The sequence below is a fragment of the Nguyenibacter sp. L1 genome, assembly GCF_035199985.1.
GTDB classification, from domain to species: domain Bacteria; phylum Pseudomonadota; class Alphaproteobacteria; order Acetobacterales; family Acetobacteraceae; genus Gluconacetobacter; species Gluconacetobacter vanlangensis.
This window is the reverse complement of sequence record NZ_CP127015.1, coordinates 3,651,930-3,673,044: the sequence shown is the minus strand read 5'-3', so window position 1 is coordinate 3,673,044 and position 21,115 is coordinate 3,651,930. Positions and strand designations below refer to the sequence as shown.

Genomic DNA, 21,115 nt, shown 5'->3' with positions numbered 1-21,115 from the left:
GACGGACGGGATGGGCCCGGCGGAGCGGGGCGCGAAAAACCGCGCGTTCTTCCGTCCGTCATGCACCCCGCATGGACCCTCGGGCCCTTATGCATCCCCCTCATGCATCCTCGGTCAGCGTGTCGCCGCGGCGCAGGGACTCCCATGCCAGCAGGCGGGTGCGCAGGCTGGCCCAGGATTTCGCGTCCAGCGTGCCGGCGCAAAGCCGTTCGGTGTCGAGGCGCACGTCCTCGCCGAACTGGCGGACATTGAGCAGGGCGTAGAAATGCCACCATTCCTGCCGCACCTCGACCGCCATCAGCGTATCCGCGGCACTGAGGGCCAGCGGCAGCGGATCGGCGGCCAGCGCCAGGGCGCGGTCCCCGGCCAGGCCGGCCGCGTCCAGGCGGGCGGCCAGGTCCTCGGCGCCGCCCAGGTCGCCGCCGGCGGCGAGGTCCATTACCGCGGCGCGCACCCGGGCCAGGACGGGGGGCAGGTCCAGCCGGCAATAGGCGTCCTCGATTTCCGGCAGGATGTCGGGGTGGCGCAGCAGGATGGCGGTGAGGATGCGCATGCGTTCCTGCGCGGCGTCGCCCGCGGCGAAGGGGGCGGCGGGCGGGACGGCGGGCGCCTCGATCCGCGCCCCCCCGTTCAGCCCGCCGTGCGTTCCCCCGTTCGGTCCCTTGCCGCCGCGCCTGCCGGGGCCGGCATTGGCGCGGCGGTAGGTGGCGAAGAACCGGTCCAGCAGGGTCGCGCGATATTCCGCCGCCAGCGCCTTGTCGCCGATCAGGGCGGCGACTTCGGTCAGGCGGCGGCGGATGGCGGCGCGCTGTTCGGGGCCGGGGTCGCGCACGCCCGCGGTCAGCAGGTCGAACAGGACATGGCCGAGCGGGCTGGCGCCGTCGAGCAGCGCCGCCACCGCGCCGGCGCCGCGGGCGCGCAGCAGGCTGTCCGGATCCTCGCCCTCGGGCAGGGTGCAGAAGCGCAGGGTGCGGTTGACGTCGAGCAGCGGCAGGGCGGTTTCCGCCGCCTTGACCGCGGCGCGCTGGCCCGCCGCGTCGCCGTCGAAACACAGGATCGGCGCCGGGGCGATCTGCCATAGCGCCTCCATCTGCTCGGCCGTGAGCGCGGTGCCCAGCGGGGCGACGGCGCCGGGGAAGCCGGCCTGATGCAAAGCGATGACGTCCATGTAGCCCTCGGCCACCACCAGCTCGACCGGCGGCGCGCCGCGCGGGCGGGGGGCGCGGATGGCGGCGCGGGCGCGGTCGAGGCCGAAGAGCGTGCGCCGCTTGGAGAACAGGGCCGTTTCGGGGCCGTTGAGATATTTCGGCTGGCCGTCGCCCAGGATGCGGCCGCCGAAAGAGACCAGCGCGCCCCGCCGGTCGCGGATGGGAAAAATGACGCGGTTGAAGAAGAGTTCGCCCCTGGGCCGCCCGTCCTCGTCCACCCGCATCAGGCCGGCCTGGAGCAGCAGGTCCTGGGTGACGCCGTGCGGCTGGAGTTCGGCCAGCAGGCTGCCGCGCCCGTCGCCCGACCAGCCCAGCCCGAAGGCGGCGATCGTCTCGTCCGCGAGGCCGCGGCCGCGCAGATAGGCGAGCCCGGCGCGGCCCTCGGGCGCGTGCAGGCGGCGCATCCAGGCGGCCTGCACCAGGTCCAGCACCTCGGTGAGGTCGCGGGCGCGCTGGTCGGCCTCGCGCTGCTGGGGGGTGGCGCGGGGGACGTCGAGCCCCGCCTGGGCGGCGAGTTCGGCCACCGCCTCGGGGAAGGAGCGGCCCTCGGACTGCATCACAAACGAGATCACGTCGCCATGCGCGCCGCAGCCGAAGCAATGGAAATGGTCGTCATAGACGTAGAAGGAGGGCGTCTTCTCGCCGTGGAAGGGGCAGCAGGCCTTCCAGTTCCGCCCGGAGCGGACGAGTTTGGTCCGCCGGCCGATCACCGAGGCGATCGGCGTGCGGGCGCGCAGCTCGTCCAGGAAGGCGGGGTCGAGGGCCACGCGGTCAGGCGGACAGCAGCGACTTGACCGCGGCGCCGGCGCGGGCGGGATCGAGCGCCGCGCCGAAGCGGGCTTTGAGTTCGGCCATCACCTTGCCCATGTCCCGCATCGAGCCGGCGCCGGTGGCGGCGATCGCGTCGCGGATCGCGGCGTCGAGCGCCGCGCCGTCGAGTTCGGCGGGCAGGTAGGCGCGGATCGTCTCGATCTCGGACTCTTCCTTCTCGGCCAGTTCGGGGCGGTTGCCCTGACGGTACAGCGCGGCCGATTCGGTGCGCGACTTGATCATGCCGCGCAGCAGCGCGGTTGCCTCGTCGTCGCCGACCTGTCCGACGCCGCGGACGCGGGCGGCGATGTCGGCGTCCTTCAGCCTGGCCGCGACCATGCGCAGCGTGGCGACCCGCGCGGACTGGCCGGCCTTCATCGCCGTCTTGAGGTCTTCATTGAGGCGCGCGCGCAGGGACATGATCCTGTCTTCCTTACCTGGTCGGGGGCGGCCGAACCCGGGCCGCCCGGAAAAAATTTCCCACCCGAGAGATGTCGATTCGCGTGGGAATTTTCTTCCCAGGGGGTGGAGAGGCTGGTAGGAGATAATCCCGGAAGGAAGAATTCTCCATGCCGATGACGATCGAAAGCATCATTGAACGTCTGGGCGGCGCGGACAATGCCGCGCGCCTGACCGGTGTCGGGACCGAGGCCATCCGCAAATGGCGGCAGGCCCGCGCGATCCCGGCCAAGCACTGGCCGGTGATCCTGCGCCATGCCGGCCTGAGCCTTGCAGACCTGCAACCGGACCGCGCGTCCGACCCAGCGGAGACCACGATGCCCCAGCCCCAGGTTCCCACCCCAGCCGTGGTTTGCGCGGACACCCCGCCCGACGGCGCCACCGCCGTGCTGGTGCTGGCCGACGGGACCAGCCTGTGGGGCCGCGGCTTCGGCGCGCAGACGACCCCTGACGGGGCGGCGATCGGCGAGCTGTGCTTTTCGACCGGCTTGACCGGCTATCAGGAGACGCTGACCGATCCGTCCTTCGCGGGGCAGATCATCACCTTCACCTTTCCGCATATCGGCAATGTCGGCGCCAATCCGGAGGATGACGAGGCCGCGCGGGTGGCGGCGCGCGGGCTGGTCGTCAAGCAGGACCTGACCGAGCCGGCGAACTGGCGCGCGGCCGAGGGGCTGGATGCCTGGCTGGCCGAACGGGGCGTGCCGGGCATCTGCGGCGTCGATACGCGGGCGATCACCCTGCGCATCCGCGATGGCGGGCCGCAGACCGCGATCCTGGCCTATCCGGCCGACGGCGCGTTCGACCTGGCGGCGCTGCGCGCCCGGGCCGCCGCCTGGCCGGGGCTGGAGGGCATGGACCTGGCGCGGGAGGTGACCTGCGGCGAAGCCTATGCCTGGCGGGACGGGGTGTGGCACTGGCCATCGGGCAGCGATACGCCCAGCCCCCCGGCCGCGCGGCGGCGCGTGGTGGCGGTGGATTACGGGGCCAAGCGCAATATCCTGCGCTGCCTGACCAGCGCGGGCTGCGACGTGACCGTGGTGCCGGCGACGGCGACGGCGGAAGAGATCCTGGCCCATGGGCCGGAGGGCGTGTTCCTGTCCAACGGTCCGGGGGACCCGGCGGCGACGGCGGAATATGCGGTGCCGGCGATCCGGGGCGTGCTGGCGGCCGGCAAGCCGGTCTTCGGCATCTGCCTGGGGCACCAGTTGCTGGCGCAGGCGCTGGGAGCGCGGACCTATAAGCTGGCGCGCGGCCATCGGGGCGCGAACCAGCCGGTGAAGGACCTGACGACCGGGAAGGTGGAGATCACCAGCCAGAACCATGGCTTCGCCGTGGACGAGGCCAGCCTGCCGGCGGATGTGCGGGTGACCCATACCAGCCTGTTCGACGGATCGAACGAGGGGATCGCGTCCGACCGCTATCCGGCCTTCTCGGTCCAGTACCATCCCGAGGCGAGCCCCGGCCCGTCGGACAGCCATTATCTGTTCGACCGGTTCGTCGCCCTGATCGACCGCAGCAACCAGACCGTCTGAAAGCCCGCGCCCCATGCCCAAACGGACAGATATCCGCTCGATCCTGATCATCGGCGCCGGCCCGATCGTCATCGGCCAGGCCTGCGAGTTCGACTATTCCGGCGCGCAGGCCTGCAAGGCGCTGCGCGAGGAAGGGTACCGGGTGATCCTGGTCAATTCCAACCCGGCCACGATCATGACCGATCCGGGGCTGGCGGATGCGACCTATATCGAGCCGATCACCCCGGAATTCGTCGAGCGGATCATCCTGCGCGAGAAGCCGGACGCCGTGCTGCCGACCATGGGCGGGCAGACCGCGCTGAACACCGCCATGGCGCTGGACAAGTCGGGCTTCCTGAAGAAGCACGGCGTGGAGCTGATCGGCGCGGATGCCGAGGTGATCGACCGCGCCGAGGACCGGCAGAAATTCCGCGAGGCGATGGATGCGATCGGCATCGAGAGCCCGCGCAGCACGATCGCCCACACGCTGGAGGAGGCGCGCGCCGCCCTGGAGGACGTGGGGCTGCCGGCGGTGATCCGGCCGTCCTTCACCATGGGCGGATCGGGCGGCGGCATCGCCTATAACCGCGAGGAATTCGACCAGATCGTGGCCTCGGGCCTGGATGCGTCGCCCACCACCGAAGTGCTGATCGAGGAATCGGTGCTGGGATGGAAGGAATATGAGATGGAGGTCGTCCGCGACAGCGCGGACAATTGCATCATCGTCTGCTCGATCGAGAATATCGACCCGATGGGCGTGCATACCGGCGATTCCATCACCGTGGCGCCGGCGCTGACGCTGACGGACAAGGAATACCAGCGGATGCGCGATGCCTCGCTGGCCTGCCTGCGGGCGATCGGCGTGGATACCGGCGGGTCGAACGTGCAGTTCGGCGTGAACCCGGCCGACGGGCGCATGGTGGTGATCGAGATGAATCCGCGCGTCTCGCGCTCATCGGCGCTGGCGTCGAAGGCGACGGGCTTTCCGATCGCCAAGGTGGCGGCCAAGCTGGCCGTGGGCTATACGCTGGACGAGTTGGCCAATGACATCACCGGCTCGACCCCGGCCTCGTTCGAGCCGACGATCGATTACGTGGTGGTGAAGATCCCGCGCTTCACCTTCGAGAAATTCCCCGGCACCCCTGCCCTGCTGTCGACCAGCATGAAGTCGGTCGGCGAGGCGATGGCGATCGGCCGGTCCTTCGCCGAGGCGCTGCAGAAGGGCCTGCGCTCGATGGAGACCGGGCTGGCCGGGCTGGACCCGGTGGAGGTGCCGGGCGATGGCGGGCCGGATGCGTTCCGTGCGGCGCTGTCGCAGCCGCGCCCCGAGCGGATCCTGATGGCGGCCCAGGCGCTGCGCGCCGGGCTGAGCGTCGAGGAGATCCATGCCGCGTGCCGTTTCGAGCCGTGGTTCCTGCGCGAATTGCAGAAGATCGTCGCGGCCGAGCACGCCGTGGTGCAAGACGGGCTGCCGCGCGACGCGCAGGGGCTGCGCCGGCTGAAGGCGATGGGGTTCTCGGACGTGCAGCTTGGCCGGCTGTCGGGCACCGAGGCGCATGAGATCGCCGCCCTGCGCGCGCGCCTGGCGGTGACGCCGGTCTATAAGCGGATCGATACCTGCGCGGGCGAGTTCGCCTCGGCCACGCCTTACATGTATTCGACCTATGAAGGCGGGTTCGGGGTGCCGGAATGCGAAAGCCGCCCCACCGGCCGCCGCAAGATCGTGATCCTGGGCGGCGGGCCGAACCGCATCGGCCAGGGGATCGAGTTCGATTATTGTTGCGTCCATGCGGCCTATGCGCTGCGCGAGGCCGGGTTCGAGACCATCATGGTCAATTGCAACCCGGAGACCGTGTCGACCGATTACGACACCTCGGACCGGCTGTATTTCGAGCCGCTGACGGCCGAGGACGTGATCGGGCTGATCCGCCGCGAGCAGGAGCAGGGCGAGGTCCTGGGCTGCATCGTGCAATATGGCGGGCAGACGCCGCTGAAATTGTCGCGGGCGCTGGAGGCGGCGGGGATCGCGCTGCTGGGCACGCCGGCCGACGCCATCGACCGCGCCGAGGACCGCGAGCGCTTCCAGACGCTGCTGCACCGGCTGGGACTGCGCCAGCCGGCCAACGGCATCGCCCGCTCGCCGGCCGAGGCCGAGGCGGTGGCCGAGCGCATCGGCTATCCGGTCGTCGTCCGCCCGTCCTATGTGCTGGGCGGGCGGGCGATGGAGATCGTCCATGACCGGGCCAGCCTGCAGCGCTATATGCGCGTGGCGCTGCAGCTTGCGGGCCAGGACGTCGCGTCGGGGCCGGTGCTGATCGACCGCTACCTGAACGATGCGATCGAGGCCGACGTGGACTGCATCGCCGACGGGCACGACGTCTATGTCGCCGGGGTGATGGAGCATATCGAGGAGGCGGGCATCCATTCGGGGGACAGCGCGTGCTCGCTGCCGCCCTATACGCTGTCGCCGGCCATCGTCAGCGAGCTGAAGGAACAGACCGAGGCGATGGCCCGCGAGCTGGGCATCGTCGGGCTGATGAACGTGCAGTACGCGATCAAGGACCAGGACATCTTCGTGCTGGAGGTCAATCCCCGGGCGTCGCGCACCGTGCCGTTCGTGGCCAAGGCGACCGGCGTGCCGGTGGCCAAGATCGGCGCGCGGGTCATGGCGGGGGCGAAGCTGGCCGAATTCCGCCTGGACGACCGGGCGGTGGCGCCGCATGTGGCGGTGAAGGAGGCGGTATTCCCGTTCAACCGCTTTCCGAACGTGGACACGATCCTGGGGCCGGAAATGCGCTCGACCGGCGAGGTGATGGGGTTGGATGCCTCGTTCGAGCGGGCCTTCGCCAAGTCGCAGCTTGCGGCGGGCGTGCGGCTGCCGCTGTCGGGGGTGGTGTTCCTGTCGGTGCGCGGCAGCGACAAGCCGGCGGTGCCGGCGCTGGCGCGGCGGCTGGTGGACATGGGCTTTACCATCCTGGCCACCCGCGGCACCGCGCAGCGCCTGCGCGAGGCCGGGATCGCCGTCGAGGTGGTGAACAAGGTGCTGGAAGGACGGCCGAACTGCGTGGACGCCATCCGGTCGGGCGACGTGCAGATGGTGATCAACACCGCGCAGGGCGCGCAGTCGGTGGCCGATAGTTTCGACATCCGCCGTTCGGCCCTGACATTGGGGATTCCGCACTTCACCACCATGGCCGGGGCGCGCGCCGCGACCCATGCGATCGCGGCGATGCGGGAAGGACCGCTTGAAGTCGCGCCGCTTCAATCCTACTTTAGCGGATCGTTCTGAGCGCACTGCACCTACGCCGGGTGCCGGGGCCGACCCTGTCGGGCCCCGGCGCCCGGCGTGTTCGGTCTTGGCGGCGCTTGTGTCGCAATCTTTGACGTCAGTCGCGCGACTGACCTTCATCCTGGGGACTTGCCTTGCAGAAATTTCCGATGACGGCCAATGGCCTGCAGCGGCTGGAAGACGAACTTCGCAAGCTGAAGAGCGAGGAACGGCCGGCCGTCATCCGCGCCATCGCCGAAGCCCGCAGCCATGGCGACCTGTCGGAAAATGCCGAATACCATGCCGCGCGGGAACGCCAGTCCTTTATCGAGGGGCGGATCCAGGAACTGGAGGAGATCGTCTCGTCGGCCTTGGTGATCAACCCGGCGAGCCTGTCGGGCGACCAGGTGATGTTCGGCGCGAAGGTCAGCCTGGTGGACGAGGAAACGGACAAGGAAGCGACCTATCAGATCGTCGGCGTGCATGAGGCCGACATCAAGGCGGGGCTGCTGTCGGTTTCCTCGCCGCTGGCCAAGTCGCTGATCGGCAAGCGGATCGGGGATTCGGTGTCGGTTCCCGCCCCGGGCGGCGACCGGACGTACGAGATCCTGGCCGTTACCTATCGCTGAGGCGACGGCGATGATCACCCTGGATGACGTCCGGGCCGCCGCCGCGCGGATCGAGGGGCGCGTGCTGCGCACGCCCACCGTGCCGTCGTACGCCCTGTCGAAGGCGACGGGCGCGGAGATCGTGCTGAAGCTGGAGAATCTGCAGGCGGTCGGCTCGTTCAAGGAGCGGGGTGCCGCGAACAAGCTGGCGCTGCTGACGGCCGAGGAGCGGGCACGCGGGGTGATTACGGTTTCGGCCGGCAACCATGCGCAGGGCGTGGCGCGGCATGCCGCCCTGCTGGGGATCGACGCGGTGATCGTGATGCCGCGCTTCACCCCGGCGGCCAAGGTGACGCGCACCGCGGCCTGGGGGGCGCGCGTGGTGCTGGAAGGGACGAATTTCGCCGAGGCGACCGCGCATGCCGATGCGCTGTGCCGGCGCGAGGGGCGTGTCTTCGTCCCGCCCTATGACGATGCTGCGGTGATGGCGGGCCAGGGGACCTTCGCCCTGGAACTGCTGGAGGATGCGGGGGCGCTGGACATGCTGGTGGCGCCGATCGGCGGCGGCGGGCTGCTGGCGGGTGCTGCGGTGGTGGCGCGCGCGCTGCGGCCGGAGATGGACGTGATCGGCGTGCAGGTGGAGAGCTATTCCTCGCTGTCCGCATTTCCGGGCGACGAGATCATGCCGCCGGGCGGGGCCACGATCGCCGAGGGCATCGCGGTGCTGCAGATCGGGCGCAAGCCGCTGTCGGTCATCCGCGAGCATGTCGGCCGCGTGCTGGTGGTGCCGGAGCGCGCGGTGGAGGACGCGATCACCCTGATGGCCGAAGGGGCCAAGCAGGTCAGCGAGGGGGCCGGGGCCAGCGCGCTGGCGGCGATACTGACCTATCCGGAGCTGTTTCGCGGCAGGTGGGTGGCGCTGCCGGTGACGGGGGGCAATATCGACAGCCGCATCCTGGCCAACACGCTGCTGCGCTCGCTGCTGCGCGACGGGCGGCTGCTGTGCCTGAAGATGGAGATTCCGGACCGGCCGGGCATTTTGGCCGATATTTCGCGCACGATCGGTGATGCCGGGGGCAATATCCTGGAAGTGTCGCACCAGCGGCTGTTCACCGTGCCGAGCGTGCAGGCGGCGGAACTGGAAGTGATGATCGAGGCGCGCGACCCGGCGCACGCGCAGGAGATCATGGGCGAACTGGCCAAGACCTATATCGTGCGGCGGGTTTAAGGGTGGCGGGGCCTTGCGGTCCCCGCCGCCCCCCGGCGCCGGCCGTCAGGCGGCGTGGTGTTCGTCGAGGGTGAATCCGACCTTGAGCGTGACCTGATAGTGGCTGACGCGGCCGTCGACGACGTGGCCGCGCGTGCTGATGACCTCGAACCAGCGGATGGCGTGCAGGCTGTCGGCCGCGCGGGCCAGGCCGCCCGCGATCGCGGCCTCGATCGATTCGGGGGACGAGCCGACCAGTTCGACGACCTTGTAGGTATGTCCGGACATTGTTCTTCTCCTTGTCCTGGGGGAAGAACGATGTGCCGCGCGGTGGGTTGCCAGGGGGCGGGTTGCCAGGGAATGGCCTGCCTGGGAAAGGCGGGGGCGGACTATTTGGTGCCGAACAGACGATCGCCGGCGTCGCCCAGGCCCGGGCGGATATAGCCGTGATCGTCCAGTTCGCGGTCGATCGCGCAGGTGACGATCTTGACGTCCGGATGGGCGGCGGCGAGATGGGCGACGCCTTCAGGCGCGGCGAGCAGGCAGACGAAGACGATCTGCCGCGCCCCGGCCGTCTTCAGCCGGTCGATGGCCGCCGCCGCGCTGTGGCCGGTGGCCAGCATCGGATCGACGACGATGCAGACGCGCTCGCCGATATCGTCGGGCAGTTTCATGTAGTATTCGATCGGTTCCAGCGTCGTCGGATCGCGGAACAGGCCGATATGGCCGACGCGCGCCGCCGGCACCAGGTCGAGCATGCCGTCCAGGATTCCGTTGCCGGCGCGCAGGATCGACACCAGGCAGAGCTTCTTGCCCGACAGGAGATGGCCCTGGGTGCGTTCCAGCGGCGTGTCGATGTCCACCGTTTCGAGCGGCAGGTCGCGCGTGGCCTCGTAGGCCATCAGCAGGCTGAGTTCACGCGTCAGGCGGCGGAAGCCGGCGGTCGAGGTCGTGGCCTGGCGCAGGCGGGTGAGCTTGTGCTGGACCAGCGGGTGGTCGAGCACGACCACCGAGGCGGCCGAGGGGGCGGCGGCCGAGGGAGGCGCGTTGCTGTGTGCGGTCATGGGGCCCTTACTAAAAGCAGATGTCGCGCGGGGGAAGACCGGAGGCGCGCGCCGGATCAGGCCGGGTCGGGCACGAAATCCAGCGCGACCCCGTTGATGCAGTAGCGCTGCCCGGTCGGGCGCGGGCCGTCGGGGAAGACGTGGCCCAGATGGCCCTTGCAGGACGCGCAATGGACTTCGAGCCGGGTCATGCCGTGGCTGGTGTCGGTCTGGGTTTCCACCGCACCGGGCAGGGCGTCGTAATAGGACGGCCAGCCGCTGCCGCTTTCATACTTGGTTTCCGAGCGGAAGAGCGGCGCGTTGCAGGCGGCGCAGCGATACAGGCCGGTGCGCTTTTCGAAATTCAGCGGGCTGGAGCCCGGGCGTTCGGTCCCATGCCCATGCATCACCCGGATTTGTTCGGGCGTGAGCGTGCCGCAGAGGGGGGCGGTCTTTCCGGTCATCCTGCATTCTCCATCAGATGGCTGCCGCCGGGCTGGCGGATGGCTGCCGCCGGCGGGCGGATGGCTGCCGCCGAACGGGCGGGTCGGCATCTTTCGGTCGGCGAGACATTCGCAAGCCAGTTATTTGGTGTCATCATGCGCCAAAATCACGGGAGAGAACATCCATGTCCGAGCAGACTTTTCCCCTTCCCCGGCGCCCCGTCATGCTGGTCATCCTGGATGGATTCGGCTGGCGCGAGGACCCGTCGGACAATGCCGTGCGCGCGGCCGCGACCCCGGCATTCGACCGGCTGTGGCAGGAAGGGCCGCGGGCGTTCCTGAAGACCTGCGGCGCGGATGTCGGCCTGCCGGACGGGCAGATGGGCAATTCCGAGGTCGGGCACCTGAATATCGGCGCCGGCCGGGTGGTGATGCAGGAATTGCCGCGCATCTTCGCGGCCATTCGCGACGGCAGCCTGGCGGCCAATCCGGCGCTGGCCGCGCAGATCGCCGCCCTGAAGCAGAGCGGCGGGACCTGCCACCTGATGGGGCTGGTGTCGCCCGGGGGCGTGCATTCCCACCAGGACCATGCGGTGGCGCTGGCGAAGATCGTGGCCGAGGCCGGGGTGAAGGTGGCGTTCCACGTCTTTACCGACGGGCGCGACACGCCGCCGCATGCGGGCCGCGATTATGTCGCGAAACTGCGCGCCGCGCTGCCGGACGGGGTGAGCCTGGCGACGATTTCCGGCCGTTATTTCGCCATGGACCGCGACAAGCGCTGGGAGCGGGTCGAGAAGGTATACGACGCGATCGTCTCGGCCGAGGGGCCGCGCGGCGACGACCCGCTGGCGGTGCTGGAGGCGGCGTACCAGGCGGGGACGACCGACGAGTTTTTGCCGCCGACGGTGCTGGACGGCTATGCCGGGATGAAGGACCGCGACGCGATCCTGTCCTTCAATTTCCGCGCCGATCGCATCCGCCAGTTGCTGGATGCGCTGCTGGAGCCGGATTTTACCGGATTTGCCCGCAAGCGCGTGGTGCGCTTCGCCTCGGCGGTCGGCATGACGCGCTATAGCGACACGCTGGCGCGGCTGATCGGCGTGCTGTTTCCGCCGCAATCGCTGGACGACCTGCTGGGCGAGGTGGTGTCGCGGGCCGGGCTGCGCCAGTTGCGCATGGCCGAGACCGAGAAATATCCGCACGTCACCTATTTCCTGAACGGGGGCAAGGAGGCGCAGCTTCCGGGCGAGGACCGGATCATGGTGCCGTCGCCGAAAGTGGCGACCTATGACCTGAAGCCGGAAATGTCGGCGCCGGAACTGACCGAGAAGGCGGTCGCGGCGATCGAGAGCGGCGCGTACGACCTGATCGTCCTGAATTACGCCAATGCCGACATGGTGGGCCATACCGGCGTGTTCGGCGCCGCGGTGAAGGCCGTCGAGGCGGTGGACCGGGGGCTGAAGCGGCTGGTGGAGGCGGTGCATCGCCAGCGCGGGGCGCTGCTGGTCACGGCGGACCATGGCAATGCCGAGATGATGTTCGACCCCGAGACCGGCGGCCCGCACACCGCCCACACGCTGAACGTGGTGCCGGTGGTGCTGAGCGGCGTGCGCGAGGCGGAACTGCACGACGGGCGGCTGGCGGATATCGCCCCCACCCTGCTGGCGCTGATGGGCCTGCCGAAGCCGGACGCCATGACCGGGCAGTCCCTGCTGGTCGAGAAGCACGGATACTGATCCGTCCGGGCCTGCTGGCGGCGGCCTTTCTGCCGGCCGCCCTGTTGCCGGCTGCGTTGTTGCAGGCCGCCTGGGCGGCGGCGAATCCCGTGCATCGCCATTCGGCGCATCGTGCCGGGCGGGGCGCCGCCGCCGACGCGGCGGCCGAGGCGGCGCGGCGGGCGGTGGAGCAGGCCCGCGCGGCGCAGCGGGCGCTGATCGCCCGCCAGCAGGCGCAGGCCCGCGACCTGACCGCCCGCGCGGCCGCCCGCGCGGCGGCGGAAGCGCGGGCGCGGGACGATGCGGCGCGGGCAGCCGTTTTGTCGGCGGCGACGATCGACGCCACCGCGCAATTGCAGCAGACCGAGCAGCAGACCGCCGAACTGGCCGACCGGGTGGGCGCGCTGCATGCCGAGCAGGCGCGGCTGCGCGCCGAACTGGCCCGGGATTCGGCGGCGATCGGGCCGATGCTGCCACTGGCCGCCCGGCTGGCGCGCTATCCGGCCGACACGCTGCTGGCCGCCCCCGTGCCGCCGGACCATGCGATCACCGGGCTGCTGGTGGTGCGGGGGCTGTCGGCGCAACTGGAGCAGCGGGCGGATGCGATCCGCGAGCGGCGCGCGGTGCTGGCGCAACTGGACGCGCAGGCGGCGCAGGAGGGGGCGCGGCTGGACGCGCTGCAGCGGCTTCAGGCGGCGCAGCGCGACAGCGTGTCGCGCGCGGCGCGCGCCGCGCGCCTGACGCAGCGCCGGTCGCGCGACGCCGCGTCGCTGGCGGCGCGCCAGGCGGAGGACGCTGCGCGGCAGGCCACCAGCCTGCAGGATGCGGTGGCGCGGATCGAGGCGCTGGAACAGGCGGCGGAGGCGCGGCTGGAACAGGCCGCCCAGGCGGCCACGCGCGCCCACCGCGCCGACGAGGCCGCCGCCGCCCATGCCCGCGCCGAGGCGATCGCCCAGGGCCCCGGACCCGGGTTGAGTGCCGTGCCGGCCGGACGTCCGGCCGGGCGGGGCGCGCCGGTGGCCGGGACGATCGTCACCGGCTGGGGGGCGGCGACCGAGGCGGGGCCTGCGACGGGCATCACCTATGCGCCGCCGTCGGGGGCCACGGTGCGCGCGCCCTGTGCCGGGCAGGTCGATTTCGCCGGTGCCTTCCGGTCCTATGGCCAGATGGTCATCCTGGATTGCGGGCGGCATTACCGGTTCGTGCTGGCGGGGATGGGGTCGCTGGACGTGTCCGCCGGGCAGAGCCTGGCGAAGGGAGCGCCGATGGGGACCATGCCCGGCTGGTCGGGCGGGGGTGGACCGGGCGGGGGTGGATCGGGCGGGGGCAAATCGGGCGGGGGCGGGCGGCCGAGCCTGTTCGTGCAGTTGCGGCGCGGCGGCGCTGTGATCGACCCTGCGCCGTTCCTGTAGGGTGGGTGGTTGCGGTTGGCTGTTTCCGCCCGGAGCGAGTTCGGTATAAGATTGTCGGATGACGCCGGCGCAGGCCGGTGTCGGGCGCGCCCCGTGGCGCGCGGCCGACCGCACCCGGGCCGAAGCCAGGGGCGGCGTTATTCGGGAGACGAGACGGCATGAGGTTCCGCACCGGCCTGCTGCTTGGTGGCGCCTTTCTGGCAGGCATTGCGGCTGGTCCGCAGATTTCGCAGCTTTCGTATGTCGGCGGCGGCCTGACGCCGCACGCCCTGGCGGAGAGCCTGGCGAAGGACAGCGATTCGCCGGCCGAGAATTTCCGGCTGCTGTCGCTGTTCGGCCATGTGCTGGAGCAGGTGAAGGCGAATTACGTCGAGCCGGTATCGAATCGCGACCTGATCATCAATGCGCTGAACGGCATGCTGAGCGGGCTGGACCCGCATAGTTCGTACATGACCGAGAAGCAGTACGGCGACCTGCAGGTCCAGACCAAGGGCGAGTTCGGCGGGCTGGGGCTGGAGGTGCAGGGCGAGGACAACCACATCCGCGTCGTCTCGCCGGTCGACGACACGCCGGCCGCGCGGGCCGGGATCAAGCCGGGCGACTTCATCGTCGCGATCGACGGCAAGAACATCGACGGCCTGCCGCTGGACGAGGCGGTGGAGCGGATGCGCGGCAAGCCGGACACCAAGATCACCCTGACGCTGATCCGCGAGAAGACGCCCAAGCCGATCGTCGTGACCATGACCCGCGCGATCATCCACCTGCAGGTGATCCGTTCGGCGCTGTACGACACGGTCGGCTATATCCGCATCGCGCAGTTCAACGAGGAGACCTCCCCCGGGCTGGAGGCCGCGTACCGCAAGCTGAAGGCCGAATCCCACGGCAGGCTGAGCGGGCTTGTGGTGGATCTGCGCTCGGATCCGGGCGGGCTGCTGAACCAGGCGATCGAGGTCGGATCGGATTTCATCCGCAATGGCGAGATCGTGTCGACCCGGGCGCGGCATCCGCAGGACAGCCAGCGCTGGGACGCGCACGGCACCGACATCACCGGCGGGCTGCCCATCGTGGTGCTGATCAACGGCGGATCGGCCTCGGCCAGCGAGATCGTCGCGGGCGCGCTGCAGGACCATCAGCGGGCGGTGCTGGTGGGCGAGAAATCCTTCGGCAAGGGGTCGGTGCAGACGATCCTGCCGATACCGGGCGACGGGGCGCTGCGCCTGACGACCGCGCGCTATTACACGCCGTCGGGGCGGTCGATCCAGGGGCTGGGGATCGTGCCGGACGTGACGGTGCATGAGAGCCGCGACGATCCGGCCTATAGCATCCGCGAGGCGGACCTGGCGCACATCATCAAGAACCAGGGCGGCAACACCACCAAGCCGCCGCCGCGCACCGACCTGCCGGCGATCGCGGCCACGATCCCGGCCGAGCCGCCGGCGAACTGGCCGTCCTTCGACCCGACCAAGCCGGCGACCGACTTCCAGTTGCAGCAGGGGCTGAAGATCGTCCGCGCCATGGCGGCGGGACCGCGTTCGGCCGATGCCGGGACCGGGACGGGAGCGGTCACCGAGGCGTCGCGGCATGAATGATGCCGGGTTGCCCGGTCAGCGTCCCCTGCCCTATCGCCGGAATGTCGGGGCCATGCTGTTCAATCCGCTGGGGCAGGTGCTGATCGGGCGGCGCAGCGACATGCCCGGGGCCGGCGGGCCGCTGAGCCAGGGCGTGTGGCAATGCCCGCAGGGCGGCATCGATGCCGAGGAGGCGCCGGACGCGGCGGTGCTGCGCGAACTGCGCGAGGAGATCGGCACGGACGCCGCCGTCATCATGGGCGCGCACCCCGAATGGCTGAGCTATGATTTCCCGGCGGCGCTGATCGGCCGCGCGATGGGCGGGCGCTATCGCGGCCAGACGCAGAAATGGTTCGCCCTGCGCTTCGTCGGGCGGGACGACGAGATTCGGCTGGACAGCCATCTGCCGGCGGAATTCGATGCCTGGCAATGGATCGACCTGCCGACGCTGCCCGAGCGCAATGTCGGCTTCAAGCGCGATATCTACCGGATCCTGGTCCGGGACTTCGCGCCCTATGCGCGGCCCGCCTGACGCCGCAGCGCGGGCAGGACGTGCCGGGTGAGCAGCGGCGCGAGGGGGACCGATACGGTATCGTCGGGCCCGGTTCCGTCGGACGGGACCCTGTCGAGATCATACCACAGCATCTGCGCGATTTCCGCGCCGATGCGGGGCACGCCATCCAGCATGCCGCGATAGACCGTGGCGTGGACGGTGCGGCCCGGTTCGTTGGCCGCGGGGGCGACGAACCGGCCGAGCAGGACCACGCCGGCATGCGTGAGGCCGCAGCCCAGTTCCTCGGCCAGTTCGCGGGTCAGGGTTTCGGTGGCGTGTTCGCCCGGCTCGGCCTTGCCGCCCGGGAGCATGAAGGCGCTGGTGCCGCGCTTGCGCACCAGCAGCAGCGCGCCGCCATAGAGGATCGCCGCGGCGACGACGCGGATCGTCCCGTCTGAGCCGGATGGGGCGGGAGCGGCCTGGTCTTCCATGCGCGATGCCCGCCGCTCAATATCCGCCGCTCAATGTCCACCGCCGCTGGGTCGGCCGCCGCCGCGGATCGGCGAGAGCAGGAAGCAGAACGGCACCACCATGAAGGCGCCCATCCCCAGGATCATGAACAGCTCGTTATAGGCCAGCATCGAGATCTGGCGCGTATATTCGACATAGAGATGCTGCCGGGCCGTGGCCTCGATCGCGGCGGGGGCCACGCCGTGCGCGGCGGCGAATTGCCGCGCCCGGGCCAGATAGTCGAGATAGGGCTGCCGGAACGGCGTCATCCAGTGCACCATCTGCGACTGATGGGCCTGACGCAGGTTGGTGATCATCGCCGTCGAGCCGGAAATCGCGATCGAGCCCAGCACGTTGCGCGCCATGCTGTACAGCGCCGAGGCATCGGCGTTCAGGGCGCGCGGCAGGGTGGCGTAGGTGATCGTCGAGATCGGCACGAAGAGGAAGGCCAGGCTGGCGGTCTGGCTCATGCGGAACAGGACCAGGTGGCGGAAATCGATCGTGGGCGTCAGGTGCGCCGAGAGGAACATCGACACGCCCATGAAGGCGAAGCCGAAGGCGATCAGGGCGCGCAGGCTGAAGAATTTCATCAGCCGCCCGATGATCGGGATCAGGATGATGACGGCGACGCCGCCCGGCGACAGGACGAAGCCCGCCAGGGTGGCCGTGTAGCCGATCACCTGCTGGGCGAATTGCGGCACGATGACCGCCGAGGCGTAGAGCAGCGCGCCGACCGCGCCGATCAGCGCCGTGCCGGTGGCGAAATTGCGGTCCTTGAAGACGCGCAGATCGACCGCCGGCCGCTTGGCCGTCAGCAGCCAGAGGACCGCCCCGCCGATGCCCAGCACCGCGAAGGTCGCGGTGGTGCGGATCATGGACGAGCCGAACCAGTCATCGTCCTCGCCCCGGTCGGCGGTGACTTCGAGGCAGCCGAAGCCCACGGCGATCAGGCTGATGCCCACGATGTCCAGCGGGGCCTTCTGCTTGCGCGCCCACGGGGGGTCGTCGAGCAGCAGCGAGATCGCGAAGGTCGCGGCCAGGCCGATCGGCACGTTGATGAAGAAGATCCAGCGCCAGGAATAATTGTCGGTGATCCAGCCGCCCAAAGCCGGGCCGAGGACCGGCCCCACGATCGTGGCGATCGCCGTGAGCCCGAAGGCGGCGGCGCGCTTTTCGGGCGGGAACGTGTCCAGGATGATCGATTGCTGGTTCGGCTGCAGGCCGCCGCCGAAGAAGCCCTGCATCAGGCGGAAGATGATCAACTGCGTCAGGCTGCCCGAAATGCCGCACAGGAAGGACGACACCGAGAACATGAAGATGCAGATCAGAAAATAGCGCTTGCGCCCCAGCAGCTTGCCCAGCCAGCCGGAGATGGTCAGCACGATGCCGTTCGCCACCAGGTAGGAGGTGAGCGCCCAGGTGGCGTCGTCGTAGCTGGAGGAGAGCGAGCCCGCGATATGCGGCAGGGACACGTTGACGATGGTGGTGTCCAGGATTTCCATGAAGGCCGCGACCGTGACCACGACCGCGATCAGCCACGGGTTGCCCCGCGGCTTCCAGGGCTCTTCCGCCCCGGCCGGGGCGGCTGGGGGGGAATCGGTGCTCACCGCGTATGCACCGTCGGCTCGACGGACATGCCCAGCGACAGCGGCCGGTCGGCGCGCAGGCCGCTGTCAATCAGGATCTTCACCGGGACGCGCTGGACGATCTTGACGAAGTTGCCGGTGGCGTTTTCCGGCGGGAAGGCGCTGAAGGTGGCGCCGGTGCCGAGCTGGATCGAATCCACGTGGCCGCGCAGCCGGAGCGACGGGTAGGAATCGACCGCGATATCGACCGTCTGCCCCGGGCGCATGTCGGTGATCTGCGTTTCCTTGTAGTTGGCCGTCACCCACATTTCGGGCTCGACGATCGAGAAGAGGGCCTGGCCCTCGGAGACGAAGCTGCCGCGTTCGATGCTGCGCTGCGAGATCCAGCCGTCATGCGGGGCGCGGATCTCGGTCCAGCCGAGATTCAGGACGGCCTGGGCGAGCTGGGCCTGGGCCTGGGCCGTCTGGGCGTCATACTGGCTGACGCGGGTCTGGGTGGTCTGGATATTGGCCTGCACCGGCTCGGCGATGGCGAGATTGCCCTGGGCCTGGAGCAACTGGGCGCGGGCGGCCTGCAGCGCGGCGGTGGCGTAGTCGATATCCTGCTGCGTGGTGGCGGCGCGGGCGACCGCGTGCTGGCGGCGATAATCGGTTTCGGCCCGGAATTGCTGGGCCTGGGCGGCCAGGAGCTGGCCCTGGGCGGCGGTCAGCCGGCCGGGAAAGTCCTTCTGCGCCACCAGCAGGCCGTACTGGGCGCCCGCCGCCTGGGCGCGCGCGATGTCCAGCGTGGCCGCGGCATTGTCGCGCGCCGCGCGATAGTCGCGGTCGTCGATCCGGGCGAGGAGCTGGCCGGCATGGACGAACTGGTTGTCGTTGACCAGCAGTTCGGTGATGTAGCCGCGGACATGCGGGGCGATCGTCACCGCGCGGCCGGCGACGAAGGCGTCGTCGGTTTCGATGTCGTAGCGGGTCAGGAACCAGTGGACCCCCGCCCCGACGGCGACGATCGCGACGAAGGCCAGCAGCCCGATCCGGATCGCGGGGTTGGCTTTCCTGGGCTTGGGAGTCTTCCCGGACGCGTCGTCCGGCTTGCCGCCTGAACTTGCGCCGTCTTGATCGGCCATGCGATTCCTCTTGCTTCCAGCGTGTGCCGCGAACGGAATCACGCGGCGGGCCCGTTTCCGCCCCGCCGTGGCCGCCGCCGCCCCGTTGACCGAACCGGTCGGTCAATCCATGACACGAAGAGTCCGATCCATCAACCGCCCCCCGAAGGCGGAAGCGCGAAAAAAAATGCGCGCCCGCCGGGGGGCGGGGCGCGCATGAACAGGTCAACCGGTTGTTTTAAAAGATATTTATGGATGGTCTATAATTCAAAGGCCTGGGTACGGACCATGCGGGCATACAGGCCGTTGGCTTCGACCAGTTCGGCGTGGGTGCCGCATTCGACACCTTGTCCGTCGGCCAGCACCACCACCAGGTCGGCGGAGCGCACGGTCGAGAGGCGGTGGGCGACCACGATGGTGGTGCGGCCGCGCCGCAGATGGGCCAGCGCGTGCTGGACCAGGGCCTCGCTTTCGCTGTCGAGCGCGCTGGTGGCCTCGTCCAGCAACAGGACGCGGGGGTCGCGCAGCAGGGCGCGGGCCAGGGCGACGCGCTGGCGCTGGCCGCCCGACAGGCGCTGGCCGCCCGGCCCGACCCGGGTGGCGAAGCCGTCGGGCAGGGTGTCGATGAAGGATTCCGCCGCGGCGGCCCGGGCGGCGGCGCGGATATCGGCGTCGGTCGCGGCGGGGCGGCCGATGCGGATATTCTCGGCCACCGACAGGTCGAACAGCATCGTGTCCTGGCTGACATAGGCGATGGCGTCGCGCAGGTCGGCCAGGCGCAGCGCGCGCAGGTCGATGCCGTCCAGCCGGATGCGGCCGGCGCTGACATCGTGCAGGCGGGGGATCAGCGACAGGGCGGTGGATTTGCCGGCCCCCGAGGGGCCGACCAGCGCCACGGTCAGGCCGGGCCGGGCCTCGAAGCTGAGCCCGTCGAGGCCGACGCGGCCGTCCGGATAGCGGAAGGAGGCGGCTTCGAAACACAGATGGCCGTTGCCGGCCGGCAGCGCGAGCGCGTCGCCGGCCTCGACGACGTCGGCCGGTTCGTCGAGCACGGCGAAGATGCGCACGAGACCGGCCAGCCCTTCCTGCAGGGCGGCGTTCAGCGAGCCCAGCGCGCGCAGCGGCCGGGCGGCCAGCAGCAGGGCGGCGACGAAGCCGGAGAAATCGCCCAGGGTCGCGCCGCCGAGCGCCGCGCGCCAGCCGGCGAAGCCGAGCACGGCGGCGACCGCGCTGCCGCCCAGTACCTCGAGCAGCGGATCGACCCGCGCGCGGCCGCGGGCGATGCGCATCAACGCATGCTGCAGCAGGTCGAGCGCGTGGCTGACCCGGCGTTCCTCGCTGCCCTCCAGGCGGTAGACGCGCACCGTGCGGGCCTGCGCGAAGCTTTCGGTCAGCAGGGCCGAGGTTTCGCCCATGCGTTCCTGCATGCCGCCCGAGGCGCGGCGGACCCGCTTGCCCAACCGCTGGATCGGCACGGCGGCGATCGGATACAGCACCGCCGCGATCAGGCTGAGTTCCCAGTCCATGTAGAACATCGACACCACCAGGCCGGCGACGGTGACCACGTCGCCAAGCGAATTGGTGGCGCGGATCATCGCCTCGCGGATCGCCACCGCGTCGGTGGTGAAGCGGGCGGCCAACTGGGCCGGGGCCTCGCGCTCGATCCGCGCGATGTCGGTATGGACCAGGTGGGCGAACATCGTGCCCTGGAGGCCGCGGATGACGATCAGCACCAGGTTCTGCACCGCCACCGTCTGGGCGTATTGCGACAGGGCCTTGGCCGCCGTGATCATCACCACCAGGGCCGGCACCTGGTAGAGGATGCGCGGGTCATGGGCGGCGAACATGTCCAGCGCGCGCTGGATGACCAGCGGATAGAGGCCGGTCAGCGACGCCATCAGCACCGTCAGCACGAGCACCGAGACGATGCGGCCGCGATGTTTGCGGACTTCCTCGCGCCACAGGCGGCGCAGCAGGGCGGTGGTGCCGTCCGGAGTGGTGGGGGCGGCCGGGAGGGAAGTGCTGGGAGGGGTGGCGGCATCGGGCGCGGCCGCGGATGGCGGCGCGCCGGGAGACGCAGGAGAGGACCGTGGCGGGATGACGTTCATGGGGCCCTTTAACAAGCAGTCCGCGGCGAGAAAAGTAATGGAACGTAATCGTAGGCCCGA

The 21,115-nt window shown here is 70.2% G+C and carries 17 protein-coding genes; 8 read left to right on the top strand and 9 right to left on the bottom strand.

All coding sequences use genetic code 11. The annotated features are described in order from the left end of the window. Positions 1 to 100: 100 nt before the first annotated feature. Both dnaG and QN315_RS16535 read right to left on the bottom strand, forming a co-directional pair. Entirely contained in the window at positions 101 to 1,975 is a 1,875-nt protein-coding gene (gene dnaG / locus QN315_RS16540; RefSeq protein ID WP_323990440.1) for a DNA primase, read from the bottom strand. A 4-nt stretch (positions 1,976 to 1,979) separates the two neighbouring features. Next, positions 1,980 to 2,438 carry a GatB/YqeY domain-containing protein gene (locus QN315_RS16535; protein WP_323990439.1) on the bottom strand — a complete coding sequence of 153 codons (459 nt, stop codon included), beginning with the start codon at positions 2,436 to 2,438 and terminating at the stop codon, positions 1,980 to 1,982. Positions 2,439 to 2,587: 149 nt separating this feature from the next. On the opposite strand from QN315_RS16535, the gene carA reads away from it, so the two are divergent. The 4 genes from carA to QN315_RS16515 all read left to right on the top strand — a co-directional run bounded on the left by carA (position 2,588) and on the right by QN315_RS16515 (position 9,095). Continuing rightward, positions 2,588 to 4,012, top strand: a complete 1,425-nt coding sequence (gene carA, locus QN315_RS16530) for a glutamine-hydrolyzing carbamoyl-phosphate synthase small subunit (protein ID WP_323990438.1) — start codon at positions 2,588 to 2,590, stop codon at positions 4,010 to 4,012. Positions 4,013 to 4,025: 13 nt separating this feature from the next. Next, positions 4,026 to 7,280 (top strand): carbamoyl-phosphate synthase large subunit, encoded by a 3,255-nt coding sequence (carB, locus tag QN315_RS16525; protein ID WP_323990437.1) that lies wholly within the window; start codon positions 4,026 to 4,028, stop codon positions 7,278 to 7,280. Positions 7,281 to 7,414: 134 nt separating this feature from the next. After that, a complete protein-coding gene (greA, locus tag QN315_RS16520) occupies positions 7,415 to 7,888 on the top strand; it encodes a transcription elongation factor GreA (protein ID WP_176641020.1) in 474 nt (157 codons plus the stop codon). 10 nt (positions 7,889 to 7,898) lie between these two features. Further along, positions 7,899 to 9,095, top strand: a complete 1,197-nt coding sequence (locus QN315_RS16515; protein ID WP_323990436.1) for a threonine ammonia-lyase — start codon at positions 7,899 to 7,901, stop codon at positions 9,093 to 9,095. A gap of 45 nt (positions 9,096 to 9,140) precedes the next feature. Here the strand turns inward: QN315_RS16515 and QN315_RS16510 are convergent, their stop codons facing one another. The 3 genes from QN315_RS16510 to msrB all read right to left on the bottom strand — a co-directional run bounded on the left by QN315_RS16510 (position 9,141) and on the right by msrB (position 10,581). Further along, complete coding sequence (locus tag QN315_RS16510) at positions 9,141 to 9,362, bottom strand: dodecin (protein ID WP_176640481.1); 222 nt, start codon at positions 9,360 to 9,362, stop codon at positions 9,141 to 9,143. Positions 9,363 to 9,463: 101 nt separating this feature from the next. Then, entirely contained in the window at positions 9,464 to 10,138 is a 675-nt protein-coding gene (upp, locus tag QN315_RS16505; RefSeq protein ID WP_323990435.1) for a uracil phosphoribosyltransferase, read from the bottom strand. Between the two features lie 56 nt (positions 10,139 to 10,194). Then, positions 10,195 to 10,581 (bottom strand): peptide-methionine (R)-S-oxide reductase MsrB, encoded by a 387-nt coding sequence (gene msrB / locus QN315_RS16500; RefSeq protein WP_323990434.1) that lies wholly within the window; start codon positions 10,579 to 10,581, stop codon positions 10,195 to 10,197. Between the two features lie 164 nt (positions 10,582 to 10,745). Between msrB and gpmI the strand changes: the two genes are divergently transcribed. From gpmI to QN315_RS16480, 4 genes are all read left to right on the top strand, one after another. Further along, the gene (gpmI, locus tag QN315_RS16495; protein WP_323990432.1) at positions 10,746 to 12,296 is read left to right on the top strand and encodes a 2,3-bisphosphoglycerate-independent phosphoglycerate mutase; all 1,551 of its coding nucleotides are present in this window, start codon (positions 10,746 to 10,748) and stop codon (positions 12,294 to 12,296) included. Positions 12,297 to 12,340: 44 nt separating this feature from the next. Next, complete coding sequence (locus QN315_RS16490) at positions 12,341 to 13,687, top strand: peptidoglycan DD-metalloendopeptidase family protein (protein WP_323990431.1); 1,347 nt, start codon at positions 12,341 to 12,343, stop codon at positions 13,685 to 13,687. Between the two features lie 158 nt (positions 13,688 to 13,845). Next, entirely contained in the window at positions 13,846 to 15,276 is a 1,431-nt protein-coding gene (locus QN315_RS16485; RefSeq protein WP_323990430.1) for a S41 family peptidase, read from the top strand. Beyond that, the gene (locus QN315_RS16480; RefSeq protein WP_323990427.1) at positions 15,269 to 15,787 is read left to right on the top strand and encodes an RNA pyrophosphohydrolase; all 519 of its coding nucleotides are present in this window, start codon (positions 15,269 to 15,271) and stop codon (positions 15,785 to 15,787) included. Before QN315_RS16485 ends, QN315_RS16480 begins: the two co-directional genes overlap by 8 nt. Here the strand turns inward: QN315_RS16480 and QN315_RS16475 are convergent. The 4 genes from QN315_RS16475 to QN315_RS16460 all read right to left on the bottom strand — a co-directional run bounded on the left by QN315_RS16475 (position 15,769) and on the right by QN315_RS16460 (position 21,055). Beyond that, a complete protein-coding gene (locus tag QN315_RS16475; RefSeq protein WP_323990426.1) occupies positions 15,769 to 16,239 on the bottom strand; it encodes an NUDIX domain-containing protein in 471 nt (156 codons plus the stop codon). The genes QN315_RS16480 and QN315_RS16475 overlap by 19 nt on opposite strands. 30 nt (positions 16,240 to 16,269) lie before the next feature. After that, positions 16,270 to 17,865: a DHA2 family efflux MFS transporter permease subunit gene (locus tag QN315_RS16470; protein ID WP_323990425.1), complete on the bottom strand. Its 1,596-nt coding sequence runs from the start codon at positions 17,863 to 17,865 to the stop codon at positions 16,270 to 16,272. Next, the gene (locus tag QN315_RS16465) at positions 17,862 to 18,968 is read right to left on the bottom strand and encodes an HlyD family secretion protein (RefSeq protein WP_323990424.1); all 1,107 of its coding nucleotides are present in this window, start codon (positions 18,966 to 18,968) and stop codon (positions 17,862 to 17,864) included. Before QN315_RS16465 ends, QN315_RS16470 begins: the two co-directional genes overlap by 4 nt. A gap of 239 nt (positions 18,969 to 19,207) precedes the next feature. Further along, the gene (locus QN315_RS16460; RefSeq protein WP_323990422.1) at positions 19,208 to 21,055 is read right to left on the bottom strand and encodes an ABC transporter ATP-binding protein; all 1,848 of its coding nucleotides are present in this window, start codon (positions 21,053 to 21,055) and stop codon (positions 19,208 to 19,210) included. Between the last annotated feature and the right edge of the window lie 60 nt (positions 21,056 to 21,115).

Excerpts from the sequence above, each read along its gene's own strand:
- QN315_RS16535 (WP_323990439.1), bottom strand. The coding sequence starts at position 2,438 with ATGTCCCTGCGCGCGCGCCTCAATGAAGACCTCAAGACGGCGATGAAG.
- carA (WP_323990438.1), top strand. The coding sequence starts at position 2,588 with ATGCCGATGACGATCGAAAGCATCATTGAACGTCTGGGCGGCGCGGAC.
- carB (WP_323990437.1), top strand. The coding sequence starts at position 4,026 with ATGCCCAAACGGACAGATATCCGCTCGATCCTGATCATCGGCGCCGGC.
- QN315_RS16515 (WP_323990436.1), top strand. The coding sequence starts at position 7,899 with ATGATCACCCTGGATGACGTCCGGGCCGCCGCCGCGCGGATCGAGGGG.
- QN315_RS16510 (WP_176640481.1), bottom strand. The coding sequence starts at position 9,362 with ATGTCCGGACATACCTACAAGGTCGTCGAACTGGTCGGCTCGTCCCCC.
- upp (WP_323990435.1), bottom strand. The coding sequence starts at position 10,138 with ATGACCGCACACAGCAACGCGCCTCCCTCGGCCGCCGCCCCCTCGGCC.
- msrB (WP_323990434.1), bottom strand. The coding sequence starts at position 10,581 with ATGACCGGAAAGACCGCCCCCCTCTGCGGCACGCTCACGCCCGAACAA.
- gpmI (WP_323990432.1), top strand. The coding sequence starts at position 10,746 with ATGTCCGAGCAGACTTTTCCCCTTCCCCGGCGCCCCGTCATGCTGGTC.
- QN315_RS16485 (WP_323990430.1), top strand. The coding sequence starts at position 13,846 with ATGAGGTTCCGCACCGGCCTGCTGCTTGGTGGCGCCTTTCTGGCAGGC.
- QN315_RS16480 (WP_323990427.1), top strand. The coding sequence starts at position 15,269 with ATGAATGATGCCGGGTTGCCCGGTCAGCGTCCCCTGCCCTATCGCCGG.
- QN315_RS16475 (WP_323990426.1), bottom strand. The coding sequence starts at position 16,239 with ATGGAAGACCAGGCCGCTCCCGCCCCATCCGGCTCAGACGGGACGATC.
- QN315_RS16465 (WP_323990424.1), bottom strand. The coding sequence starts at position 18,968 with ATGGCCGATCAAGACGGCGCAAGTTCAGGCGGCAAGCCGGACGACGCG.
- QN315_RS16460 (WP_323990422.1), bottom strand. The coding sequence starts at position 21,055 with ATGAACGTCATCCCGCCACGGTCCTCTCCTGCGTCTCCCGGCGCGCCG.